This window comes from Marivirga atlantica, from assembly GCF_016734805.1.
Classification (GTDB): Bacteria; Bacteroidota; Bacteroidia; order Cytophagales; family Cyclobacteriaceae; genus Marivirga; species Marivirga atlantica.
Window position 1 is genome coordinate 799,755 of sequence record NZ_JAERQG010000002.1, and the last position, 24,649, is coordinate 824,403.

Here is a 24,649-nt window from a genome sequence, read left to right on the forward strand (position 1 = left end):
AATCCCGATCCCGTCACGATAAAAACCGAAACTGGAGCGGGATTTTGTTGCCCGACTAGGGCTCGAACCTAGACTCTTCTGGACCAAAACCAGACGTGTTGCCAGTTACACCATCGGGCAATTTTAACCCCCTCTTGCAAAGGGAATACAAAGGTAAAAACGAATTTATTTTAAGCAAACAGATGGCCTAAAAAAAACTGTAAAAAATGAAATTAATTTAGGTCAGGCAGGTAAACGTAATTTTTTAGGATGCTAAGAACAGCTACTCTTGTTTTACGAGGGTCAGATTGAATATCTTCTTTATACAAATCTGTTGTATAACCTTGCCATATCATGCTATAGTTTTCCTGCTCAATAAAGGAAATCACAAAAGTTCCAGAATTCATAGAATGTTTTTTCTCTTTGTATTCCTCTTTCTTTTTATCTTTATCATCCCTGATTTTCACAAAGCTTAGCATTTCTGGTTGTTCATATCCCTTATAGGAAAGCGTATCAGACATGTAAAAGTAATTAATTCTAAAAGTTGGATTATCATCGTCATATTTATACCCCAAAACTTCCATATAATTTTTTACTGTAGCTTCAACAATTTCTTTCGACAAACCAAGGTCATCCTGATTTTTAGAAATAAAAGAGAATGTTGGGTAATTCTTAAAATCTCCTAAATAGTTATAATCATATTCTACAGGATATTCCCTAAATGAAAAGCATGATGTTAATGAAAGGCTAACAACAACAGTAAGAATTAAGTAGAATTTTTTCATAACATTTAAGTGTTAGATTACAATGATTTCTAATATTAATTATATATGTGCTGTAATCCAACTACTTACATCTAATTCTGTTTTGAAGTTATTAAATAACTTGGCAGAAAGTCTTCTAGTTTACTTTATAGAGGTTTGTTTAGTTTGACCCAATTAAAAGCATTTACTAAGGCCTCCACCCAAGGAGAAAACTCATCTGCTTTTCTTTCTGCTGGATAATGTGCCCAGTTCCACGGAAAAATGCTTCTTTCCAAATGCGGCATAATTGCCAGATGACGGCCATCTTTAGTACAGATCGCAGCTGCATTGAAATCAGAACCGTTTGGATTAGCAGGATATTGTTCATAACCGTAACGTGCCACAATGTTGAAATCCCTTTCTTTGCCTTGAATGCTAAACTTTCCTTCTCCATGAGCTAACCATATGCCTAATCTACTTTTTGACAAGCTATTGAGCATGATAGAATTATTCTCAGGTATTTCCAGGTTAACAAATCCACATTCAAATTTATGTGAATCATTATGTTCCATTTTGATAGCGCTTGGTTTATCAGGATAAAGCAGGTCTAAAGCGACCATTAATTGACAGCCATTACAAACGCCCATGCTTAGGGTGTCTTCTCTTGCATAAAAGTTATCTAAGGCATTTTTGGCATTCTCGTTATATTTAAATGCTCCTGCCCAGCCTTTGGCAGAGCCCAATACATCTGAATTAGAAAAGCCTCCTGTGAAAACTATAAAGTTAACATCTGTCAAATCTTCCTCACCACTCATAAGGTCTGTCATGTGGATGTCTTTCACATCAAAACCGACCATATGCATCATATAAGCCATTTCACGGTCGCTGTTAACACCCTTCTCGCGGATAATAGCCGCTTTAACACCTGAAGGTGTATTTCTTTTTGGATCAAGCCCTAAAGATTCGAAGGTTCCATTAAAATGATCAGGGAAGCGATAATTTAACGACTGTGCTTTGTAATTATCGAAACGCTCTTTAGCTAGTTTCTCACCACTTTGCTTTTGATCTAACAAATAAGAAGTTTCAAACCATAAATCTCTATATGAAGAGACATCAAACGATAGATTTGAATTGGAGATGTTAACAGCCCCTTCTTCGTTTATATGTCCAATAATATGATGTTCAATGTCATGAGCTTTCAAAGTTTCGATAACAGAATTATCAGCAACTTGAAGTAGGAGAGCAGGCTGCTCACTAAAAAGCACCTTAACGATATCTTTTTCATCTAATCCTGAAAGATCAATATTAAGACCTAGTTCTTTAGTTGGGAAGCACATTTCCAGTAAAGAGGTGATTAATCCGCCTGAACCTATATCGTGACCTGCTAAGATTTTTCCTTCTTCTATTAATTGTTGAACAGTTTCAAAAGCTTTGGCAAAATGCTTGACATCCTTGATTTCCGGAGCAGTATTTCCTAATTGATTTCTGGTTTGAGCAAATGAAGAACCACCCAATTCGAATGAATCTTTAGCCATATTGATATAGATTAGCTGGCTGGCCATTTCCGGTTTGAGCGTTGGCTCTAATACTTTTCTTATATCCTTAGCTTCTCCGGCAGCAGAAATAATAACTGTACCAGGGGCGAATACCTTTTCACCATCAGGGTATTTTTGAACCATTGAAAGGGAATCCTTTCCAGTTGGGATATTTATGCCTAACTCAATTGCAAAATCGCTTACAGCTTCAACTGCATCATATAATCTTGAATTCTCACCCTCGTTTTTTGCCGGCCACATCCAGTTGGCACTTAATGAAACGCCCTTCAAGCCTTGCTCAATAGGAGCCCAGACTAAATTGGTTAATGCTTCAGCTATGGATAACTGCGATCCGGATTTCGGTTTAATCAATGCACTCACTGGTGCATGCCCAATAGAAGTAGCAATGCCCTTCTTGCCATTAAAGTCAAGCGCCATTACAGCAACATTATTTAATGGGAGCTGTATTTCACCCGTAGTTTGCTGTTTAGCCACTTTACCGGTAACACATCTATCTACTTTATTGGTTAACCAGTCTTTACAAGCAACTGCCTCTAATTTTAGAATATCTTTTACATAGGCCTCAATTTCCGAAGCTTCATATATTATATCGCTGAACTGAGTATTTTGCTTTTTATCTTCAAGGATGGTTTTGGGCGAGTTGCCGAACATAGCGGTTAATGGCCAATCGACCGGGTTCTTCTTTTCAGGAGCATTAACGAAACTAAAGTGATGGTCTCCAGTTATTTCACCAACTACATAAAAAGGAGCTCGCTCGCGCTTGCTCATTTTTTTCAATAATGGAACATCTTTCTCCTTAATGACAAGCCCCATGCGTTCTTGTGACTCATTGCCGATAATTTCTTTTGCCGATAAAGTTGAATCACCTACCGGAAGCTTCTGTAAATCAATTTTTCCACCCGTATCTTCAACTAATTCAGAAAGACAGTTTAAGTGACCACCTGCTCCGTGGTCATGAATAGAAACAATAGGGTTGTTGCCTAACTCCGCCATGGCTCTAATCACATTAGCTACACGCTTTTGCATTTCAGGATTAGCTCTTTGAACAGCATTTAGCTCGAGCTCATTACTTAACTCACCTGTGTCTACTGAACTAACAGCACTACCGCCCATTCCAATGCGGTAATTATCGCCACCCATAACTACAATTTTGTCGCCCTTTTCAGGTGTGTCTTTTTGGGCTTCTTCTTTTACGCCATAGCCAATACCTCCGGCTTGCATAATTACCTTATCGTAACCATATTTTTTATCCTTATAGTTATGTTCAAAAGTGAGGACAGAACCTGCAATCAAAGGCTGGCCAAACTTATTTCCAAAATCAGAAGCACCATTCGAGGCCTTTATAAGGATATCCATTGGTGTCTGATAAAGCCATGGTCTTTCTTTAATTTGCTGTTCCCAGTTTCTGTCATTCTTTAGGCGAGAGTAGCTTGTCATATAAACAGCAGTGCCCGCCAAAGGAATACCAGCTTTTCCACCAGCCATTCTATCTCGTATTTCACCACCAGAACCTGTTGCTGCTCCATAAAAAGGTTCAACCGTAGTAGGGAAGTTATGAGTTTCCGCTTTTAGCGAAATTGTACTATTAATTTTACGCTTGGTAAAATAGCTTGCTTTATCTTGCTGCTCGGGTGCAAACTGTTCAATGCTTGGGCCATCTAAATAAGCAACATTATCTTTATAAGCCGAGATGATTCGATTGGGATTTTCTTTAGAGGTCTTTTTTATAAGTTGAAATAGGGTAGAAGGCATTTCCTTACCATCTACCACGAATGTTCCATTAAATATTTTGTGCCTGCAATGCTCAGAGTTTACCTGTGAAAATCCGAAAACTTCACTGTCAGTAAGCTTTCTGCCCAATTGCTCACTAACACCTTTTAAGTACTCAATTTCTTCATTACTAAGCGCCAATCCTTCTTGCTCATTGTAGGTTGATATATCATCAATCTCTAAAACCTTATCTGGTACTTTATTTACTTGAAATATTTCTTCATTCAAACCAACATATTTTGCCTGTAGCATAGGGTCAAAAGATGCTGCTACTTGCTCCTCAGGAAAGAATTCTTCTATTCTGTTGATTTTATTAATCCCCATGGTTTGGGTAATTTCAACAGCATTTGTGCTCCAAGGTGTTACTAACTCTTTTCTTGGTCCTACGAAGTTACCTTTCAGATCCGATTCCTGCGCCAATTGGTCGGTGTCAAACAGCCATTTGAGTTTTTCGAGTGCTTCCTTATCAAAATTATTTTGATGGTCTACTGCAAATAACTGCTGAGATTTACCAATAAAGAAGGTGAGCATATATTAATGTTTTAGAGTTGTGCTTTAATGAAGTAGCAAAGTTAGAAAAACTTATAAATCTTGGGCATACATTTCTTGTCTCTTATTTTAAGATGGATAAAATTATTAACCCATTTATAATTTACTGATTAGTGTGTAACCCTTTATTAGATTTCATTATTTAAAGCGAATTTGATTATGCAGTATTCATTTTATTACTACTGAAATTCTATTGTTCAGAAAATGAATGGTTTAGGTGGAAATTTGTTCAATAAAATCACAGTATTATTAAAATTAATCGTATAATTGTTATATAATTTAACTGTTTTATGCGATTTCTTTTATTCCAGCTAGTCATCACCGTCTTATTTAGTACTAATGCCTTTACCCAAGCCTTTGTAACCACTTGGCAAGTTGACAATGATGGCGACCAGATAACCATTCCGACAACAGGCACAGGATATGATTATAATGTAGATTGGGGAGATGGCGATGATGACATTAATTTAAGTGGCAATATTTCGCATACATATGCAGTTGCTGGTACTTATACTGTCACCATTACAGGGCAGTTTCCCAGAATATATTTCAATGCTGGCGTTAGTAGGAACCAGATACTAAGTATTGAACAATGGGGAAGCCAGGTATGGACTTCCATGGCAAATGCCTTTAGGGGTTGTTCTAATTTGGTCATAAATGCTCCTGATATGCCTAATTTAACTGGTGTAACAGATATGAGCGGTATGTTCAGAGGAGCATCTTCTTTAAATCAGTCTTTAGCAGGATGGAATACTAGCAATGTAACAGATATGAGTTTCCTTTTTAGTGGTGCATCTTCATTTGATCAGCCATTAGATAGCTGGGATGTGAGCAATGTAGAAAATATGCAGTCCATGTTTCAGAATGCTTCAGTATTCAATCAGCCTTTAGCTTCATGGGATGTTCGGAAAGTTACAACCATGCAATCTATGTTTCAGAATGCTTCTGATTTCAACGGAGATATATCAACCTGGCAACCAGAGAGTGTTACTTCTATGAGGCTCATGTTTAGGGTAGCTAGTGATTTCGATCAGCCTATTGGTGGATGGAATACAAGTAATGTTACCGATATGCGTCAAATGTTTGATTTTGCACAATCATTCAATCAAGCACTTGATGGTTGGGATGTAAGCAAAGTTACTGATATGTACCGCATGTTTGCATCCGCAGTTGAGTTCAACCAGAATATTAATAACTGGGAAGTAGGAGAGGTTACAAACATGTCTCAGATGTTCAACTTTGCCTTGGTTTTCAATCAACCCCTCGATAACTGGGATGTCAGCAAGGTTACCAATATGTCGGGTATGTTCAATATCACCAATGAATTTAATCAGAATATTGATGCCTGGGAAACTATTTCGGTGACCAATATGAGCTCTATGTTTAATAGTGCTCGTGTTTTTAATAGTCCTTTAGATTCTTGGAATGTAGAAAATGTTACAGATATGTCCTCGATGTTCAGGGATGCCAATCTTTTTAATCAACCTTTAGACAGTTGGAATGTAAGCAATGTGACGGACATGGGAAATATGTTTCAGAACACCAGTTTTAATCAAGAATTAAATAGTTGGGATGTTAGTAATGTTACAGATATGTCTTTCATGTTTGCATCCTCAGGCTTTAATGGTGATATATCTGCTTGGACTCCCGTAAGCGTAACTACTATGCGAAGTATGTTTAGTTTAAATGATGTATTTAACAGAGATATTGGTGAGTGGGATGTTAGTAACGTAACAAATATGAGTGGTATGTTTAATTCAGCTGATGCCTTTAATCAAGACATCAGTGAATGGAATGTTGAGAATGTTGTTAATATGGGTGATATGTTTACGCGTGCCACTACTTTTAACCAGGATATAAGCGACTGGAATACCGCAAGCTTACAGTTCGCCTTCAGAACGTTTAGAGGAGCAACAGCTTTTAATTATCAGCTAGGTGATTGGGATGTTTCTAATGCCATAAATCTTTCAAATATGTTAGATGATTCGGGCTTATCAGTCGAAAATTATGATAGTACATTAATAGGATGGAATGGGTTGCCATCTTTGCCGTCTGGTTTATCTTTTAGTGCAGAGGGCTTATCTTATTGCACAGCCGAAACAGCCAGAAATAATATTATATCTACTTATTCTTGGACTATCAATGATGCAGGAATTAACTGTCCTGCCGCTGAAATAGCGGTTTATGATGGGGCGTCTAATTCTGACCCAGAAATATTCGATGCGCAAACGGCAGCCATTGATTTTGGAAATCAGGTAGCAGGATCTACCATCACAAGAACATTTGCTATTGAAAATCAAGGTGGAGTTGATCTCACTATTAGCAATATAAGTGTTACAGGAACGGCCTTTTCTATTAGTTCTTTACCGAGTACATTAATATCTTCTGGAGCAGTTGAAACTTTCACTATTGATCAATTCTCATCAACTGATGGCACATTTACCGAAACAGTTACTATTGAAAGTGACGATGCTGATGAAGCGAGCTTTACCTTTCCAGTAACGGTGGTAGTTACGCTTAATCCTGAGCCCGAAATAGTATTGCTTGAAGGGGCGGACAGTACACAAATACTCTCAGGTCAAACCGATGCTATTGATTTTGGCGCAACCGAAGCTGATACTGATAACATATTGCAATTTATCATAGCAAATATTGGTAATGAGGATTTGAGCATTAATGATATTAGTTTTTCTGGTTCAGCTTTTAGTTTAGTATCAACTGCACCTTCATTTGTCAATATAGCTGATTCGGTAGCTTTCGAAGTAAATTTCAGAAGTTCAACAGTGGGAACCTACACTGAAACTATCACCATTCTAAATGATGATACAAATGAAGGAACATTTACTTTTACATTAACAGGTGAAATAGTGCCTCCTCCATCTGCAGAAATAGCGGTATTCCTAGGTTCTTCTTCTGGTCCTGAAATAATTAATAACCAGACCACAGCTATTGATTTAGGCACCATATTTCAAGGTGATAACCTTACCCAGACTTTTAATCTTCAGAACAGTGGCAATGCTGATTTAGTGGTGAGTGATATTACTTTTTCCGAAGATAATTTCGCTTTGCTGAGCAGTTTACCTATCATCACTGTGGTCGATGGTTCTGTAGAAGTAATTTTCGAAATAGCACTAAATCAGTCATCACTAGGTTTTTTTAATGATACCATTACTATTACAAGTAACGATCCTGATGATACAAATTTCTCATTTCCAATTACAGCTGAAATTGTGAGTTTGCCTGAGCCGGAAATTGAAGTCTATTTTGATAGCTCAACTGGGGGTGAAATATTTGATGAACAAACAAATGTTATCAATTTGGGTCAGGTGATTGAAGGAGATAATTTTACCCAAAGCTTTAATATTCAGAATGCAGGAGATGCTGATTTAGTTATTGATGATATTTTCTTATCAGAAGGTACTTTTTCAGTATTAACAGCCTTGCCAATAACAGTAAATAGTAGTAATGCAGCTGGCATGCAATTCGATATTGAACTTAGTGAAACAGTTGTGGGTGTTTACTCTGATACCGTTACTATTGTTAATAATGATTCTGATGAGCAAGATTTCACCTTTCCTATATTCGTAGAAATTATTCCATCTCCAGCGCCTGAAATTTTAGTATACCTGGGTGCTTCAACCGACACTGAGATTACGAATGGACAAACAACAGCTATAGATTTAGGAACGATAAGTGAAGGAGATAATCTTACCCAATCCTTTAACATACAGAATGCTGGCAATACAGATTTAGTGATCAGTGATATTACTTTTTCTGAAGGAAATTATGCACTTATCACTTCTTTACCACTAACCGTGACAGCTGGAAACACTTCTGGTGTGGTATTCGAAATAAGTTTAAGTGAAACGACAGAAGGTATTTATACTGATACAGTAAAAATTCTTTCAAATGATCTAGTTAATGCGGATTTTTCCTTCCCAATAAGTGCAGAGGTTATAGCAGCTGTCAACACACCACCTATAATAAGTTCAATTAATGATATAACTATTAATGAAGATGAATCATCAGGCATCTTAAATTTCACGGTAAATGATACTGAGAGTAATTTGGCTGATTTAACCATAACTGCTAGTAGTGATAATCCTTCAGTAATTATTAATAATGATATTGAGTTATCTGGCACAGATACCAATAGAAGTATTGAAATTACCCCTTTACCAGATTCAAGTGGCATAGCACAGCTCACTATTCAAGTAACAGAACCAGACGGTACATTCGCCACTACCAGCTTTAACGTAACTGTAGAGGCAGTGAATGATGCACCAGTTATTACAGGTCAGGTAGCTTTATCTACTCCACAAAACACATCAATTACCTTAAATCTGGATGATTTAGTTGTTTCAGATATCGACAGTGATTTTCCGAATGGCTTTTCACTTAATGTTTTGCCTGGTGAAAATTACAGCATCAGTCAAAATACCATTACACCGGCAACGGATTATACGGGATTATTGACAGTACCTATAGTGGTGAACGATGGTGAAGAAAACAGCCCAGAAGTAGAAATTGAAATAACCGTGGAAGCGATTTCAATAGGGGTTGTGATTGGCGACTCGGCAATAGCCAACGGAAGCACGGTAGTTTTTGATGAAGTATTACTGGGAGATTTTGATGCGAGAGATTTACAAATCAATAATTCTGGTACAATACCTTTAACTATATTAGCTATTCAAATAGATAATAATGATTTCTCCGTTAGAGATGAGTTACCTGCACCAATACCTCCTGGAGAAAGTGCCAATATCGCAATAGAGTTTATGCCTACCTCTTTAGGAGAGCAATCAGCAACACTTACCATTGTAAGTGAAAATACTACTGATTTTGTAATTAATCTCAGTGCTAGAGGCATAGAAAAAGCTCCTAAAGTTGAGGTTTTTAATGTGGTGACTCCTTTAAATGATGGCAAGCATGATTATTTAAAAGTTCAGAATATAGAGTTTTACGAAAGTAATTCAGTGGTTATTTACAATAGATGGGGGCAGCAGGTATATGCTGTCAATGATTATGATAATCTTGACAATAACTTCAAAGGGATTTCTTCTAAAGGTGACCAATTAGATTCGGGAACTTATTACTATGTGATTGATTTATCAGGAAGTGAAACGGTAAAAGGATTTTTTGTATTACAGCGTTAGTAGTTACTTGAATTTTAATTCTTTTTTGTTGCGCGCTAAAAAATCAGCACTTTCTGAAATAAGTTTATTATGGCCTGTTTCAAGCACTATGTTTTGGTAGTCATCAACATGTTTTAATAAACGCATCATATTTTCAGATGTAATTATTTTATCATAACTGCCTGTAATCATCATAGTTGGTATATCTTGCTCATTTAAAATTTCGGCAACCTGTTTAAGGTTAAATTGTAAATTTCTAAAGATGACCCAACTCATATAAACCCTTCTGCGGTTTTCTTCTGTATTCATTTGGCTGCTGGCAAATTTTAGAATGCTTTTGTCTACGAGTCCTAAACGATTAGCCCAGCGCGTAATGCGGTGGAATGTAGAGGGTTCTTTAATTGTTTTTTTAAAGATGTTCCTAAAGAACTGGGGATATGTAGCCAGGCTGTACCAAAATGATGTTTTTATTCCATCGGGGGCAATTAACAATAGTTGCTTAATATTTTCAGGAAACATTTCAAGACATGTTAATGCAAATTTGCCTCCCATGCTGTAGCCACATACTGCGAAGTTTGTAATTTGATGTTCGGCTCTGAGCATATCGATAAAGCTCTTGAACTGAAGTTTACTGAGTGGCTTAGTATCATCTGTCCATTCACTTTCACCGTGGAAGAAAAGATCAAATGTATAAACTGTGTAAATAGTAGATAACTGCTCACTAAAATATTTAAAATATTCTGCAGATTGTCCGAAGCCATGAAAAGCAAGTAATACTGTTCTACCTTCTCCGTAAATCCGATAAAACAATTCACCCGATCCAAATTTTATTCTGTGCTTTTCCATTATCTAAAATTAAGATTTTAAGATTAATCTAATATGTAATTTCTAATTCTATCTCAAATGTTCTTTTAGTATATATATGTTAACCTATTGATAATCAGCGATAAAATAATTTAAAATTTTTTTAGCCTATGCTGAACTTATTTTATCTTCTATCGTTGGAAACTCAGGAAACTTGAAATAGATTTGCGGTTTCCTAAGAAATTAGTACAAATGGAAGTAGAAAAAGTGAATGTAGCAGATAAAATATTAGAAGAAGCAAGAGGACTTTTTTTACAGTTTGGTTTAAAGACAGTATCGATGGACGATATCGCTAGAAGTGTTGGGGTCAGCAAAAAAACCATTTACCAGCATTACAAAGATAAAAATGCCATCATTGCCAAAGTGGTAAAAACCCATTTTGACAGGCAAAAGGAGTTGATAATTGAAACAACTACTGATACTGATAACTGTATTGAGGAACTCTATGAAATGTCAAAATGCATGCGGATGTCAGTGGAATCTGTCAACCCTGCGGTTATGTATGACCTAGAACGCTTTTATCCCAAAATGTTTAAGATTTTTATCAAGTTTAAGTATGAATTTATCCTTGAGCATTTAAAAAATACACTCATGAGGGGGATGAAAGAAGGTTATTTCAGAGAAGATATAAATGTGGATATAATAGCTACTCTAAGAATGGCTCAAGTACAGTTTAGCTTTGATCCTGAAATTTATCCTAAAGAAAAATTTAATTTTCAAGAAGTACATCAGCAGCTCTTTAAGCATTTTGCTTTAGGGCTTTTAACAGATAACGGACGCGTATTATTTAAACATTATTTTGATGAAGAGCATGAAGCTTAAAACATTAACCACCTTTATTATTGGAGTATGCTTTACTCCTTTGCTTGTACAAGCACAGAACGAAGAACAACAGACCATTAGTTTTGATAAACCATTAACACTAGAAGAGTGTGTGCAGTATGGTTTAGAGAATAATCACAACCTGAAAACAGACAGGTTGGAAGAAAAAATTGCCGAAACTCAGGTAGGAGAGACTAGAGCTATGGGGTTACCTCAAGCAAATTTTCAAAGTGGTTTAAATTACAATTATGAAGTACAAAAAGCATTTTTACCAAATGCAATCTTAACAGGAGATCCACAAGCTGAAGGTTTTACACCTGTGCAATTTAGCCCTCAATATGATGGTAATGCTGCATTTAGTGTTTCACAATTATTGTTTGATGGTTCTTATTTTGTAGGCTTACAGGCGGCCAAAACTTTAAGAGAATTACGTCAAAAAGAATCTAACCGTACTGAAATTGACATTGTAGAATCAATAACTAAGTCTTATTATTTGGTGCTGATAACAGAAGAAAGAGCAAAGCTGGTTGGCGCTAATTTAAGCAGATTAGAGAAGGTGTTATCAGACACAAAAGCTTTGAGAAAGAATGGTTTTGCTGAGCAGCTTGACGTAGATAAGCTACAGGTGAATCTTAATAATCTTAAGACAGAAATGAATAAGGTGGAGCGAAATCTTACCTACACCAAGGATGTACTTAAATTTCAAATGGGACTTCCACTAGAAAATCAAGTGATATTATCAGGAACGTTAGAGGAGTTAAATTTAGATGCATCAGAATACTTAGGGGCTGAGGCAGAATTTGATGTGAATCTTAGGCCTGAATATAATATTCTTCAAACAAACCAAGATTTAGCAAATTTGGATTTGAAGAATAATAAGGCCACACATTTACCACAGCTCTACGCCAATTTTAGTTATGGTTGGAACTCTGGGGTAAACAGTACTAATGATCTATTCAACTTTAATGAGAATTGGCTAAGCTTTGGAGCAGTTGGTGTAAGCTTAAAATGGAGTTTATTTACTGGTTTGGCTAGAAGCAATCGTATGGAAAGAAATAGAATCCAAATTGAGCAACTTGAAATTCAAAAAACTTCTTTAAGAAATTCAATAGATATGGAAATAAAGCAAGCAAAAGATAATTTGAAATCTGCTACAGAAGCTTTAGAGGTTCAAAAAGGAAATATGGAATTATCGAAAGAAGTATTTGAGCAAATGGAAATCAAATTTAAAAATGGGGTTGCTAGCAGTACAGAGTTATTAGAGGCTGAAACTTCTACTAAAGAAGCACAAACTAATTATTATTCAGCATTGTACGATGCTGTACTTTCAAAAATTGAGCTAGAAAAAGCCTTAGGAATACTTTATTAATTAATCATTGAATACAGAAACACAACAACACACATGAAAAATATATTAATACTTTTAACATTCACAGTTGCATTAGCTGCATGTGATTCTGGCGATAAGACAGAGCAATTAAAAGCTGAACTGGCTACTTTAAAACAAGAAATTCAAGAAAAAACAGTAAAGGTTAATGAATTGGAAGCTCAAATTGCTCAATTAGATCCTAATTTTTCTAAAAAACAAGATAGGTCAATTTTAGTAAAGACTAATAAAGTTTTACAGCAAGACTTTGTACATAAAATTCAAGTACAAGGTCAGGTGGCTTCAAGAAGAAATATAACCTTAGGTGCAGAAACAATGGGTAGAGCCATACAGGTGAATGTAGAAACCGGTGATGATGTGAAAAGAGGTCAATTATTAGTGAAGTTTGAAGCAGAATCTACTATAAACAGTATAAAGGAAGTAGAAACAGCACTTTCATTAGCGACTACTATTTTTGAAAAGCAAGCTAATTTATGGAAACAGGAAATTGGTACAGAGGTGCAATATTTAGAGGCCAAAAACAGAAAGGAAAGCTTAGAAAGGCAATTGGCTACATTGAAGTCTCAGTTAGACAAGGCTGAAATTAGAGCACCTTTTAACGGAAGAGTAAATGATGTGATGGTAAATTTAGGTGAATTAGTGCAGCCAGGATTGCCAGTAGTTTCATTAGTAGGTAATGAGCAGATGTATTTGAAAGCTGAAGTTTCTGAGAAGTATATCAATGATTTTCAAGTAGGTGATGAAGTAGAAGTGTATTTGCCATCAATTAAGCAATCTTTCAAAAGCAAAGTGAGTGCTATAAGCTATGTCATAAATCCTGCAAATAGGACTTTTCAACTAGATGTAAAAATGACTAACCAAAGTTTAGAATTGAAACCTAACCAGTTTGCCCGTTTACAATTGGCTGATTATACCAGTGAAAAGACCATTGTCGTACCTTCTGACATAATACAGCAAGATAATATTGGTGACTTTGTATATGCGGTGAATACCAAAGAAGGAAAGAAAGTAGCTGACAAAGTAAGAGTAGAGAGAGGGTTGACTTATGACGGGAATACCGAAGTTTTAAAAGGATTAAAAGCTGGTGATGAAGTAATCACGGAAGGTTACAGAGATGCAGTTACAGGAATTTCTATTCAAGTAGCTAAGTAATCATCGTTTAAAGCTGAAATTTTATGAGTGACATTAATAAAAAGAAAGTAGAAAAGGAGTTTGGATTGACTTCCTTATCGGTGAATAACCGAACTACTGTTTATGTATTAAGTTTTATAATTGTACTGCTGGGTATATTTTCATATATCAACTTGCCAAAGGAGAATTTTCCTGAAATTTCTCAGCCTACAATATATGTTGGTACCGCGCATCCAGGAAACTCGCCTGCTGATATGGAAAAGTTAATCACAAGACCTTTAGAAAAGGAGATTAACACTATTTCTTCTGTAGATAATATCAAATCTACTTCAGTGCAGGATTATTCTACCATCATTGTAGAATTCACCACTGATACAGATGTTGAAGAAGCTCTACAAGAGGTAAAAGATGCTGTAGATAAGGCTAATTCAGAATTACCAACTGATTTGAATGATGAGCCAAATGTCTTTGAACTCAACGTTTCTGAATTCCCAATAATGAATATTAACCTATCAGGAAATTATAGTGTAGAAACGTTAAAATCATATGCTGAGTATCTGGAAGAGGAGATGGAGAAGTTTCCTGAGATGTCAAAAGCTGAGATTCGAGGGGTAGATGAAAAAGAGGTGCAAATAAAAGTAGATCCATTAAAAATGGAGGCTAGAAAAATCAGTTTTGCTGATATAGAAAATGCTGTGCAGGCCGAAAATATGACCATGTCTGGTGGTAATATCAAAATAGGTGATATCCGTAGAACAGTAGCTATTTCTGGTGAATATGATGATCCTAAGCAATTGGAAGAGTTGATCATCAAAAATGAAAATGCACACATTGTTTATCTAAAAGATATTGCAGAAGTTGAATTCGACTATAAAGAAAAGCAAAGTTATGCGCGCTTAAACAATAAAGCGGTTGTGATGGTGGATGCTGTAAAAAGAAGTGGAGAGAACCTCCTAATTCTTACCGATAAAATCTATGAGGTAGTAGAAAAAGCAAAAGCAGAAGTATTTCCTGAGGGTTTAGAAGTCACCATTACCAATGATCAATCGCAACAAACTAGAGATCAGGTGAGCAGCTTGGAAAACAATATTATTTCAGGAGTGATCCTAGTTGTATTAGTATTGTTATTCTTCTTAGGAACAAGAAATGCCTTGTTTGTAGGAGTCGCAATTCCTATGTCAATGTTCATGGCTTTCATGATTTTAGGTGCCTTAGGTATCACAATTAACATGATTGTCTTATTCTCTTTAATTATGGCATTAGGAATGTTGGTAGATAACGGTATTGTCGTGGTCGAAAATGTGTATCGATTGATGGAAGAAGGATATGACCCAATTAAAGCAACAAAAATGGGAGTAGGAGAAGTGGCTTTACCTATTATCTCTTCCACTGCCACCACCTTAGCAGCTTTTTTACCGTTAGCTTTTTGGCCAGGAATGATTGGTGAGTTCATGAAGTACTTACCTATTACCCTAATCATTACTCTCGGTTCATCATTATTTGTGGCTTTAGTTATTAACCCAGTCTTTATTGCCTCATTTATGAGAATTGATGACGGGGGTAAATATAATTATAAATCAATCTGGAGAAATGTCTTGATCGCTTTCGCCATTGGTACAGTTTTCTTGATATTCAAAGTATATGTAATAGGTAACCTGGCTATCTTATTTGGATTGTTAGGCTTACTAAACACTTATGTGCTAACTCCAGCATCCAGAAGATTTCAAAAAGGATTCTTGCCATGGCTGGAAAAATTATACACTAGAAGCTTACGTTTTGCCATAAAAGGGTACAATCCTTATTGGTTCTTAGGGGGTACAGTGGCTGCACTAGTGGGGTCATTGATGTTATTGGGCGTATTTACGCCTAATGTATTATTCTTTCCAGAAAATGAGCCGAAATACGTAAATGTATTTATAGAGTTTCCAGTAGGAACAGATGTAACACATACCAACGAATTCTCTAAAAATATTGAAGAGAAGGTGAATGGTGTGATAGAGCCATATATGGGAATAGTAGAATCTGTGGTAACCAATATTGGTCAAGGAGCTAGTGATCCAGGTGACCCTACAGCTGTTGGACAATCTGAAACACCTAATAAAGGTAGAATTACAGTAAATTTTGTTGAATTCAAATACCGTGATGGAGTATCGACAACAGTTGTTATGAACAAGATTAGAGATGCTGTGAGTCAATATCCTGGGGTAGCTATTACTGTTGATAAGGATCAGGCAGGCCCCCCAACAGGAAAGCCATTAAATATTGAAATTAGTGGAGAAGACTATGATAAGTTGATTGAAATCACTGAAGATTTGACGGTTTATATTAATCAGCTGAATATTTCTGGTATAGAAAAACTTCAAAATGACCTGGAAACGGGTAAACCAGAATTGACAATCAATATCGATAGAGAAAAGGCGAGAAGATTTGGTTTAAGTACTTATACTATTGCAAATGAAATCAGAACAGGTCTATTTGGTAAGGAGATTTCTAAGTATAAGGAAGGTGAAGATGATTATGAAATCCAGTTAAGATATAACGATGAATATCGTTATGATGTGGATGCTATGATTAATAAAAAAATCACTTACAGAGATCAAGCTACAGGTAAAATCAATCAGGTACCGATTTCAGCTGTTGCAGATGTGAAATATACAAGCACTTATGGTTCTATCAACAGGAAAGAATTAGATAGGGTAGTTACAGTTTATTCCAACATTTTGGATGGATACAATGCTACCAATGTTAATGATCAGGTGAAGGCCGGAATGAAAGATTTTCAAGTTCCTGCTGGCTATGAGGTTAAATTTACTGGTGAGCAAGAGGAGCAAGCGGAAGAGTTAGCTTTCTTGAGTCAGGCATTATTATTCGCAGTGTTTTTAATCTTCTTAATCATTGTTGCACAGTTTAATAAAATGACTGCACCGTTTATTATCATGAGTTCGGTAATATTTAGTACCATTGGGGTATTCTTAGGATTGGTTGTTTTCCAGATGGACTTCGTGATTGTTATGACTATGATTGGTATCATATCACTGGCGGGTATTGTGGTAAACAATGCAATTGTATTGATTGACTTTATTGAAATTAGTAAGGAAAATACGAAGTTGAACTTAGCAGAAGGTGAGAGCCTGTCATATGAAGATGTAAAAGAAGCGGTGTTAGAAGCGGGTAAAACCCGTTTGCGTCCAGTTTTATTAACAGCAATAACTACGGTATTAGGTTTGGTGCCATTGGCGGTTGGATTCAACTTTGATTTTATCCAGTTATTTACTGCCTATGATCCAGATTTTTATTTGGGTGGTGATTCAGTAATGTTCTGGGAGCCTATTTGTTGGACTATTGTATTTGGTTTAACATTTGCAACCTTCCTTACCTTGGTGATTGTACCAGTGATGTACCTGATTGCTAATCAGCTGAATGCCAAATTTGGTATTGGTAGATAATTAGTAAGAATTATTTATAGAGTTTTAACTAGTTAAGGCGTAGAAATGATTTTCTGCGCCTTTTTTACTTTACCGTTCAATTATTTTTAAAAGTACTCTAATAAGGAATTAAAATTCAATTGTCATGTCTAAAATCATCCTAATACCCATAGTAACTATCATTTTCTTATTGCTTGATTTTTACGTTTATCAAGCTTTAAAGCTCACCATTCAAAATGTTACAGGAATATGGAGAATTGTAGCAATTTATGGCTATTGGGGATTTACAGCTTTAACCATTGCCTGTTTTTGGCTCTATCACTTTGGTAATCCTGATAACTATTCAAGAGTATTTAGAAGCTTTTTATTGGTAATAGTCTTCATGAATTATTTCTCGAAGTTTATTGCTGCTCTTGTACTGTTGTTAGGCGATATTTTTCGATTAGGACAGTTGGGCTACTATAAATTACAGGAACTGATTAGCTCGGATAAGGCTGCTGTTTCTGAAGTCTCAAAGGGTAGTAAGATCAGCCGATCCGAATTTGTTGCCAAGTCCGCATTGATAGCAGGAGCTTTACCGTTTGCTGCTATGAGCTTTGGCATTATATCTGGTGCACATGACTACAGGATAAGGAGGAAATCAATAACCATCAAAGGTTTACCAAAGGCCTGGGATGGCGTTAAAATTGGTCAATTATCAGATATTCATTCAGGAAGCTTTTGGAATAAAACAGCCGTTCAGGGTGGGGTAGACATGCTCCTCAAAGAGAAGCCGGATTTGGTATTGTTTACTGGTGATCTTGTTAATAATGAGGCAAAAGAAGTAGTTGATTATGTACCCATCTTTTCAAAGGTAAAGGCTGATTTAGGCGTGTTCTCTACTTTAGGGAATCATGATTATGGTGATTATAAAAGTTGGCCAAGTGAAGCTGTAAAAAGACAAAACCTTGAGAACTTGATGGAAGCCCATAAGCTTATGGGATGGGATTTGCTCAATAATGAAAATCGCATATTGCAGGTTGATAATGAGCCACTAGCTATATTAGGAGTAGAAAATTGGGGTGCTGGTAGATTTGCTAAATATGGAGACCTTTCAAAAGCCTATGCAGGCACTGAAGAGTATCCAGCTAAGATCTTGCTTTCTCATGATCCAAGCCATTGGGATGCACAGGTAAGAAAAAGCTATCCTGACATTGATTTAATGCTTTCTGGCCATACCCACGGTTTTCAATTTGGGGTTGAACTAGGTGATTTCCAATGGAGTCCGGCACAATATGCTTATAAACAATGGGCTGGCTTATATCAGCAAGGTGATCAAAGTATTTATGTAAATAGGGGATATGGTTATTTAGGCTACCCCGGCAGAATAGGGATGCCTCCTGAAATTACTATTCTTGAATTAAGGTCGGCCTAAACAAAATAAAAGTGATTTGGTTGTCTTGACAAACCAACATTCACTATGATTTTTTCATTTCTTCAATCTGATACAGAACAGAAGGTAGATTCTTTAAAGCAAGAGGTGGCAAGACCACTGGATCAGGTAACTGACAAAGTAATGACATGGTGGGACACTTTCATTGATATGGTGCCCAATATGTTTGTCTCAGTTATTCTATTCTTAATATTTCTGCTTTTGGCAAAGGCTGGACAGAAATTATTTGTTAAAGTCTTTAACAGATCTTCAAATAATCAGGCACTTGAAAATCTTTTCTCAACTATTATTTACTATGCCATTCTTGGGCTCGGCTTATTTATTATCCTCGGGATTCTAAAGCTAGATAAGGCTGTTACCTCATTACTCGCTGGTGTAGGGGTTATTGGTTTGGCTTTAGGTTTTGCTTTTCAGGATATCGCGGCCAATTTCGTTTCAGGAATTATGCTGGCATTTAGAAAACCTTTCGCTATCGGTGACATTGTAAAGCTTTCTGATTTTATGGGTACTGTTAGCCGTACAAACTTGCGTGTTACTGTTGTTGAAACGTGGCAGGGTCAGGAAGTATATATCCCGAATAAAGATGTACTTTCCAGCCCTATCGTTAATTACAGCATTCTAGGCGAGAGAAGGATTGATTTGGCTGTTGGTGTCTCATATGCAGATAGTTTAGAGCAAGTACAAGAAATTATTGAGAAAACGCTTAAAGGGTTGGAGGGTGTAATCAGACATGATGATATGATCTTTACCTACTATGAGTTTGGTGACAGTTCTATCAATTTTGAAATTAAATTCTGGATTAAGTATCCTAAAAACCCTAGCTATTTAGAAATGCGTTCTAAAGCCATCAAAGCTATTAAGAAGGCGTTTGATGAGGAAGGTATTACTATTCCTTTCCCTATCAGAACTTTGGATTTTGGTATTAAAGGCGGCCAAACTTTGAGTGAAATGCAGATACATCAGGCAGGTAATAGTCCTTCCTAAAAAAGAACAAGTAGCCTTAAAAAGAAAGAGCAGCTTTTAAGCTGCTCTTTTATTTTTGTTAGAATTCATTTTAGTTGGTTGGCCCATTATCTACTCTAGATTCTAAATAGCTTTCAGTAGAATTATTAATGTTTTCAAAAAGATCAAGGCCGGTTATGTTCTCTATATAATCAACTGTGGTTCTATAACTTGCCCAATTGGTGCCAATACCTTGATCGTTAGGGATATTAACAGCTATCACTCTGGTTGATGTAGTTACTCTGCCTACATCATTAGTACCGTTTGGCTGAACCAAAATTACTTTCCAAAATGAGTCCGGGACAGTGATGTTTCCACCATCAATGGTCGTTTTATAGCCATTTTTACCCGTTCCACCTGTTCCTGCTACTCCAGCAACTATGTGTAATTCATTACCTTGACTAGCTAATGTTCTGCAATAATTTTCCAAAGTGGCCCAACTACGCTGGTTATTATCAGCTGCTTGTGGAACTATGTTTGTCATGTAAAACGTATTACTATTTGCAGTACTGGTATAAGTTCTATCTGCCGAAGGGCATAAGTGACCTCTGTCATAGCCGCTATTTGTATAATCACTGCTTACTGCCCTAAAGAAACTTGAGGGTAGGGCGGTGTCACTTTTAAAACAGTCACATCTTGATGCACTACCGGTCCATGCAGTACTTAAATGCCAGCTAACCCAATTGGCAGTTCCTTTGGCGTTGTTGTATGATAAGGCATAATCAGATCGGTTAATAAGATAATTATTGCTACTTGATGACGAGGCATCAGATGGATTACCGAATGTCATGTTATTATCTCTGGAGGCTGTACCACTTCCTGAGCCACCGCCTGAAGAACTTCCGTAGGCTGTAACTTCAATGTTGTCAACATTAATTCTATTGCTACCACCAGCTGTTTTATAAATACCTAACCTAACAGCGCCTGAATAATTGATAGTAAAAGAGGCTGTATTTAGTGAGGTAGATGTTGTATTGATTGTTGAGCCGACAAAATACCAGCTGGAGCCATTATCTGTTGAATAAATAAGTCTCCAACTAGAATTGCCGTCACTACCGAATTTGGCATGTCTAACTTTTACCGTGCTTACGCCATTATCCATGTTGAATGACATGATGGCGTAACCGGTATTTCTAATTCTTACTGATCTACTATTGTACTTTCTGTCGCTTGAAAGCGTACCAATTAGGGCATCCGTTAAGTACCAGCTACCTGAACCTACACTGATGGTGCCGCCTGAATAACTACCTTTGGAAGCTGACTCGAAAGTTTCTGTGAAAGATGAAGTTCTTTCATTGGTATGCTGGTGCCCTTGAGCAAAATCTCCTTCTATTTGCTCAGTATGTGCAGATATTTCACCTACAATATTGAGTAACGACTTACTATCCTTTTTAGGGTTGACAGTTTCTTCTGTACAGCCGAATGTGAATAGAATAATGAGGAAAACGATTCCTGAAATTTGTTTTTTCATTGGTTAAATGGTTTAGGTTTTTGATTGCCCCAAAATTATTGAAACCATGAAAAATATTGGACTTGTAAAATATGCAGATGTATTAAATGTAGTTGTTTGTTTAACAATAGCTTAATAAATCGGAGTTATTTAATACTAATTTTATTTCTATTTGTATTAAATCTATTTTGGCAGTGCTAAGGAAAATTTGTCTTTAATATTTAATAATTATTAAATAAATCTGGCTAAGGTGTTACGAATGAGTTGGTAATACCTAGTACTTGAGAATAAACTCTTGTAGATTATCTGAACGTTCTAGTTGCAATTTTTTTCGCAGTCTGTATCGTGCAATTTCAACTCCTCTTACAGAAATATTTAAAAGATGAGCTATTTCTTTAGTGCTTAGGTTCATTCTTAAATAAGCGCTTAATTTCATTTCCTGAGGACTAATATCAGGGAATTCTTCCTTGAAGCGATGTGTGAAGTCTCCATGTACCTTGTCGAAGTGCATAGAAAAGCTTTCCCAATCTTTATCTGATTCTATATTCTTTTCTATGTTACCAATAATCTTATTGATCTCTTGCTTAACCTCCTGATTCTTACTTCTCTTTATAACCGTATTCAGGTTACCTTTAACACTATTGATGAACTCATTTTTATTGATGATTTGCATAGTGGAAGTTGCCAGTTCTTTGTTCTGAACATCAATCTGAGCTTTTAATTTTTCATTTTTAAGTTTATCAATTAATTCTTCAGATGATTTCAGTTCAGTATCAATTCTGTTGATTTCTTTTTCCTTTTCTTCTGTTAATTTTTCAGTCTTTTTTTGGAATCGTTTTTCATAAAAGAAATATATCAAAAGTACCAGAATAATCGCCAGCGATATATAGCCTGTATAGGCATAAGTTGATCTATACCAGGGCGGTGTAATGATAAATGTATAGGTGGATTCCTCACTTATGTCTCCGTAAACATCTTTTGCTCTTACATGAAAAATGTATTCTCCTTCGCTCAGATTAGTGTATTCCTTTTCTGTTTTGTTGTTCCACTCACTATAACCGTCTTCTTCTGAGTTTTCTAACCAATATTGATACATGGTTCGTTCATGTGCTTCCATATAAGGCGCTGAATAAGCAATTCTAACCGCATTATTTTTATATGGTATTTGATGAATAGCGTTCTTAGGCTGTTTTGTTACTATTCCTTTTTCAGTTAAATAGCGCCCGTGTGAAATGGTTGAATCTATATTATGTGTAATGGAAACATCCGTGATAAGGGTTTTCAAGTTGGTTACTTTTCTCGATTTACTCTGATTGTTATAATGAATAAAACCCTCTTTAGCTGCAAATAGAACCTGATTAGCTTCTAATGCTATTATTTTTTGAAGATCATCATTTAGTAGTGTTTTTATTCTGTTGAAGATGCCACTATGCTTAGTGTATTGTCCATTACCGTTTTTCTCAAGCACTCCCATTTCATCTGTAGTTACATAATAAATATTGCCTACAGGATCTTCAGTCATACTAATAATTTGACACTTTGCGCCTATATACTCATCAAAGGCAGGATAATGCTCGAAAATATCTTTGTCATTATTATAGGTGTAAATACCCTCTTCAGTACTAAAAATGAGCTTGTTATCAATGCGCCAAACATTAATCAAGAGTTTAGATGGCAAGCCTTTGTCTTCACCGTAATACTTTACACTTACTGAATCTAATTGATCATTTAGCTTGAACTTAAAAACCCCTTTGTAGCCATGGGTCATCCAAATATCTCCGTTATCGGCTTGCTCCATCAATCTTGAAGATTCAGAGAACCCTTTTATTTTTCTGATAAAATCAATCTTATTGCCATTCTTCTTAAAGAGTGCGAGGCCTTTGTAATTCCCCTGAAGTATATAGGGTCTATGGTTTTTCAGAGGTAGAAATGTCCAGGCACCAGGTATGTCTGAAATTAGATTTACTTGATCCTTTTCAATTGTAAAAGTACCAGCATGATGACCAATAATTAATTTTTCATAGACTTTATTTACTTCATATACTTGTCCGTCAGAGCCGGTGAAATTCTCTGGTAGGTTATTAGGATTGTCAATATTTTTGTAGAATAGACCATTATTTGTACCTAGGTAAAGTAATTTGTCTTCTAAAAAAGCATCATATCCTGTACCCGGCAGGCCAGATTGCTCATTAATTAGCGAAAAAGGGTTATTAAGTTCAACCAGGCTTATTCCGTTATTATGTCCGAGCCACAAGTTGTTTTGCATATCTTCAAAAATGGATAATATGGTTCTGTTCTCAAGTCCATGACCTTTGGTGAGCTGCATTTTTATATTGCCATTTTTATCAGTTATGATGAGACCATCATTTAACGTACCGATAGCGAAGTTTCCATCAGACATTCTTATGATTGTGTTGATAGAAGCGTCCTTATAAAATTGTTGATTTTGTTTATTCCATGCTTTAATACCAATACTATTAATGATGTATAAACCACTGTTTTGCGTTGCTACTAACAACTCATTATTTAGAATAGGAATAATGGTACTTACCTTTTTATCAGAGAAGAAATCACCATGTGGTATTAATTCAAAACCTTTTTCACTCTGCTTAAGTATACCCGAACCTTGCTGATTTACATATATAGCGTTGTTTAGGAAATAGAAACTCTCAATATCAGCAGGTGATGGTTTTACATCAAGCAATTCATCATTTGTATTAAAGTAGAATAGGTAGTCAAATGTACAAAAGATAAGCTCATTGCCTTTTTTGAAGATTCGCCAGGTTTCATCATAGTCTTTATACTGTTCTGGTAAATTATTTGAGAGAGACTTATATAAATATTGACCAGTACTATCAATAGTAAAGTAGCCAAAATCTCCCTGACCGGCTACATAAACCTTTCCTTTTTGGCCAATTAGCAAATACCTGCACTTTGTTTCTAATTTCAGTCTGTGGATATCCCAGGAAGTACCGTTGAAGGAAAGCATGCCAAAATTATTTGCTACGTAGATAATTCCTTCAGGGCTCTGGGTTATCTCCAGGTTTTGAATTCCACCTTTGTATTCAGCGCTAGGGAAGTATTCGCTAAAGGGAAGCCCAAGTTTATTTATTTGAGCTTGAACGCAGTTTAGAAAAATACAACAAAGTATAAAAATGAATTGCTTTCGTTGACGCATATTTAAAATTACTTAAATATTCATTTGATGTATAAAAAATGTTTAGGAAATATTAAATGGTGAAGTTGTTAAAACTATAAAATATGTGTTTAAATGATTATGAGATGTTTTTAGTAGAGTTTTGATGTATTTTTGATGTAATGTAAAAATATGTATGATGTATTAATGATGAGGTGTGTAAATAGGTGATGTGAACTGAAAGTCGCTATTTCAGGTTGTGCTTTCG

General features: G+C 35.9%; 12 protein-coding genes and 1 tRNA gene. 7 read left to right on the top strand and 6 right to left on the bottom strand.

The features are described from left to right. Window positions 1-47: 47 nt before the first annotated feature. From JKP34_RS10685 to purL, 3 genes are all read right to left on the bottom strand, one after another. A tRNA-Gln gene (locus JKP34_RS10685) sits at window positions 48-120 on the bottom strand. Window positions 121-212: 92 nt separating this feature from the next. Next, window positions 213-764, bottom strand: coding sequence for a DUF4136 domain-containing protein (locus JKP34_RS10690; RefSeq protein ID WP_201920885.1), 552 nt, complete (start codon window positions 762-764; stop codon window positions 213-215). Window positions 765-889: 125 nt separating this feature from the next. Next, entirely contained in the window at window positions 890-4,579 is a 3,690-nt protein-coding gene (purL, locus tag JKP34_RS10695; protein ID WP_201920888.1) for a phosphoribosylformylglycinamidine synthase, read from the bottom strand. 308 nt (window positions 4,580-4,887) lie between these two features. On the opposite strand from purL, the gene JKP34_RS10700 reads away from it, so the two are divergent. Then, window positions 4,888-9,753: a BspA family leucine-rich repeat surface protein gene (locus tag JKP34_RS10700; protein ID WP_201920890.1), complete on the top strand. Its 4,866-nt coding sequence runs from the start codon at window positions 4,888-4,890 to the stop codon at window positions 9,751-9,753. Between the two features lie 3 nt (window positions 9,754-9,756). Here JKP34_RS10700 and JKP34_RS10705 read toward each other — a convergent pair whose 3' ends face one another. Then, window positions 9,757-10,578 carry an alpha/beta fold hydrolase gene (locus JKP34_RS10705; RefSeq protein WP_201920893.1) on the bottom strand — a complete coding sequence of 274 codons (822 nt, stop codon included), beginning with the start codon at window positions 10,576-10,578 and terminating at the stop codon, window positions 9,757-9,759. Window positions 10,579-10,788: 210 nt separating this feature from the next. On the opposite strand from JKP34_RS10705, the gene JKP34_RS10710 reads away from it, so the two are divergent. The 6 genes from JKP34_RS10710 (at window position 10,789) to JKP34_RS10735 (ending at window position 19,777) form a co-directional block, all read left to right on the top strand. Further along, window positions 10,789-11,418 carry a TetR/AcrR family transcriptional regulator gene (locus JKP34_RS10710; protein ID WP_201920897.1) on the top strand — a complete coding sequence of 210 codons (630 nt, stop codon included), beginning with the start codon at window positions 10,789-10,791 and terminating at the stop codon, window positions 11,416-11,418. Further along, entirely contained in the window at window positions 11,399-12,787 is a 1,389-nt protein-coding gene (locus tag JKP34_RS10715; RefSeq protein ID WP_201920900.1) for a TolC family protein, read from the top strand. The genes JKP34_RS10710 and JKP34_RS10715 overlap by 20 nt, the downstream gene beginning before the upstream one ends. Before the next feature lie 33 nt (window positions 12,788-12,820). Further along, window positions 12,821-13,957, top strand: a complete 1,137-nt coding sequence (locus JKP34_RS10720; protein WP_201920902.1) for an efflux RND transporter periplasmic adaptor subunit — start codon at window positions 12,821-12,823, stop codon at window positions 13,955-13,957. 23 nt (window positions 13,958-13,980) lie between these two features. Then, on the top strand, window positions 13,981-17,382 hold the full coding sequence (locus JKP34_RS10725) for an efflux RND transporter permease subunit (RefSeq protein ID WP_201920905.1): 3,402 nt from the start codon (window positions 13,981-13,983) through the stop codon (window positions 17,380-17,382). Window positions 17,383-17,506: 124 nt separating this feature from the next. Further along, window positions 17,507-18,775 carry a metallophosphoesterase gene (locus JKP34_RS10730; RefSeq protein ID WP_201920907.1) on the top strand — a complete coding sequence of 423 codons (1,269 nt, stop codon included), beginning with the start codon at window positions 17,507-17,509 and terminating at the stop codon, window positions 18,773-18,775. Between the two features lie 45 nt (window positions 18,776-18,820). Next, window positions 18,821-19,777: a mechanosensitive ion channel family protein gene (locus JKP34_RS10735; protein ID WP_201920910.1), complete on the top strand. Its 957-nt coding sequence runs from the start codon at window positions 18,821-18,823 to the stop codon at window positions 19,775-19,777. 70 nt (window positions 19,778-19,847) lie between these two features. On the opposite strand, the gene JKP34_RS10740 is transcribed toward JKP34_RS10735, so the two are convergent. Then, window positions 19,848-21,266 (bottom strand): DNA/RNA non-specific endonuclease, encoded by a 1,419-nt coding sequence (locus JKP34_RS10740; RefSeq protein ID WP_201920913.1) that lies wholly within the window; start codon window positions 21,264-21,266, stop codon window positions 19,848-19,850. A gap of 253 nt (window positions 21,267-21,519) precedes the next feature. Next, complete coding sequence (locus tag JKP34_RS10745; RefSeq protein ID WP_201920916.1) at window positions 21,520-24,423, bottom strand: triple tyrosine motif-containing protein; 2,904 nt, start codon at window positions 24,421-24,423, stop codon at window positions 21,520-21,522. Between the last annotated feature and the right edge of the window lie 226 nt (window positions 24,424-24,649).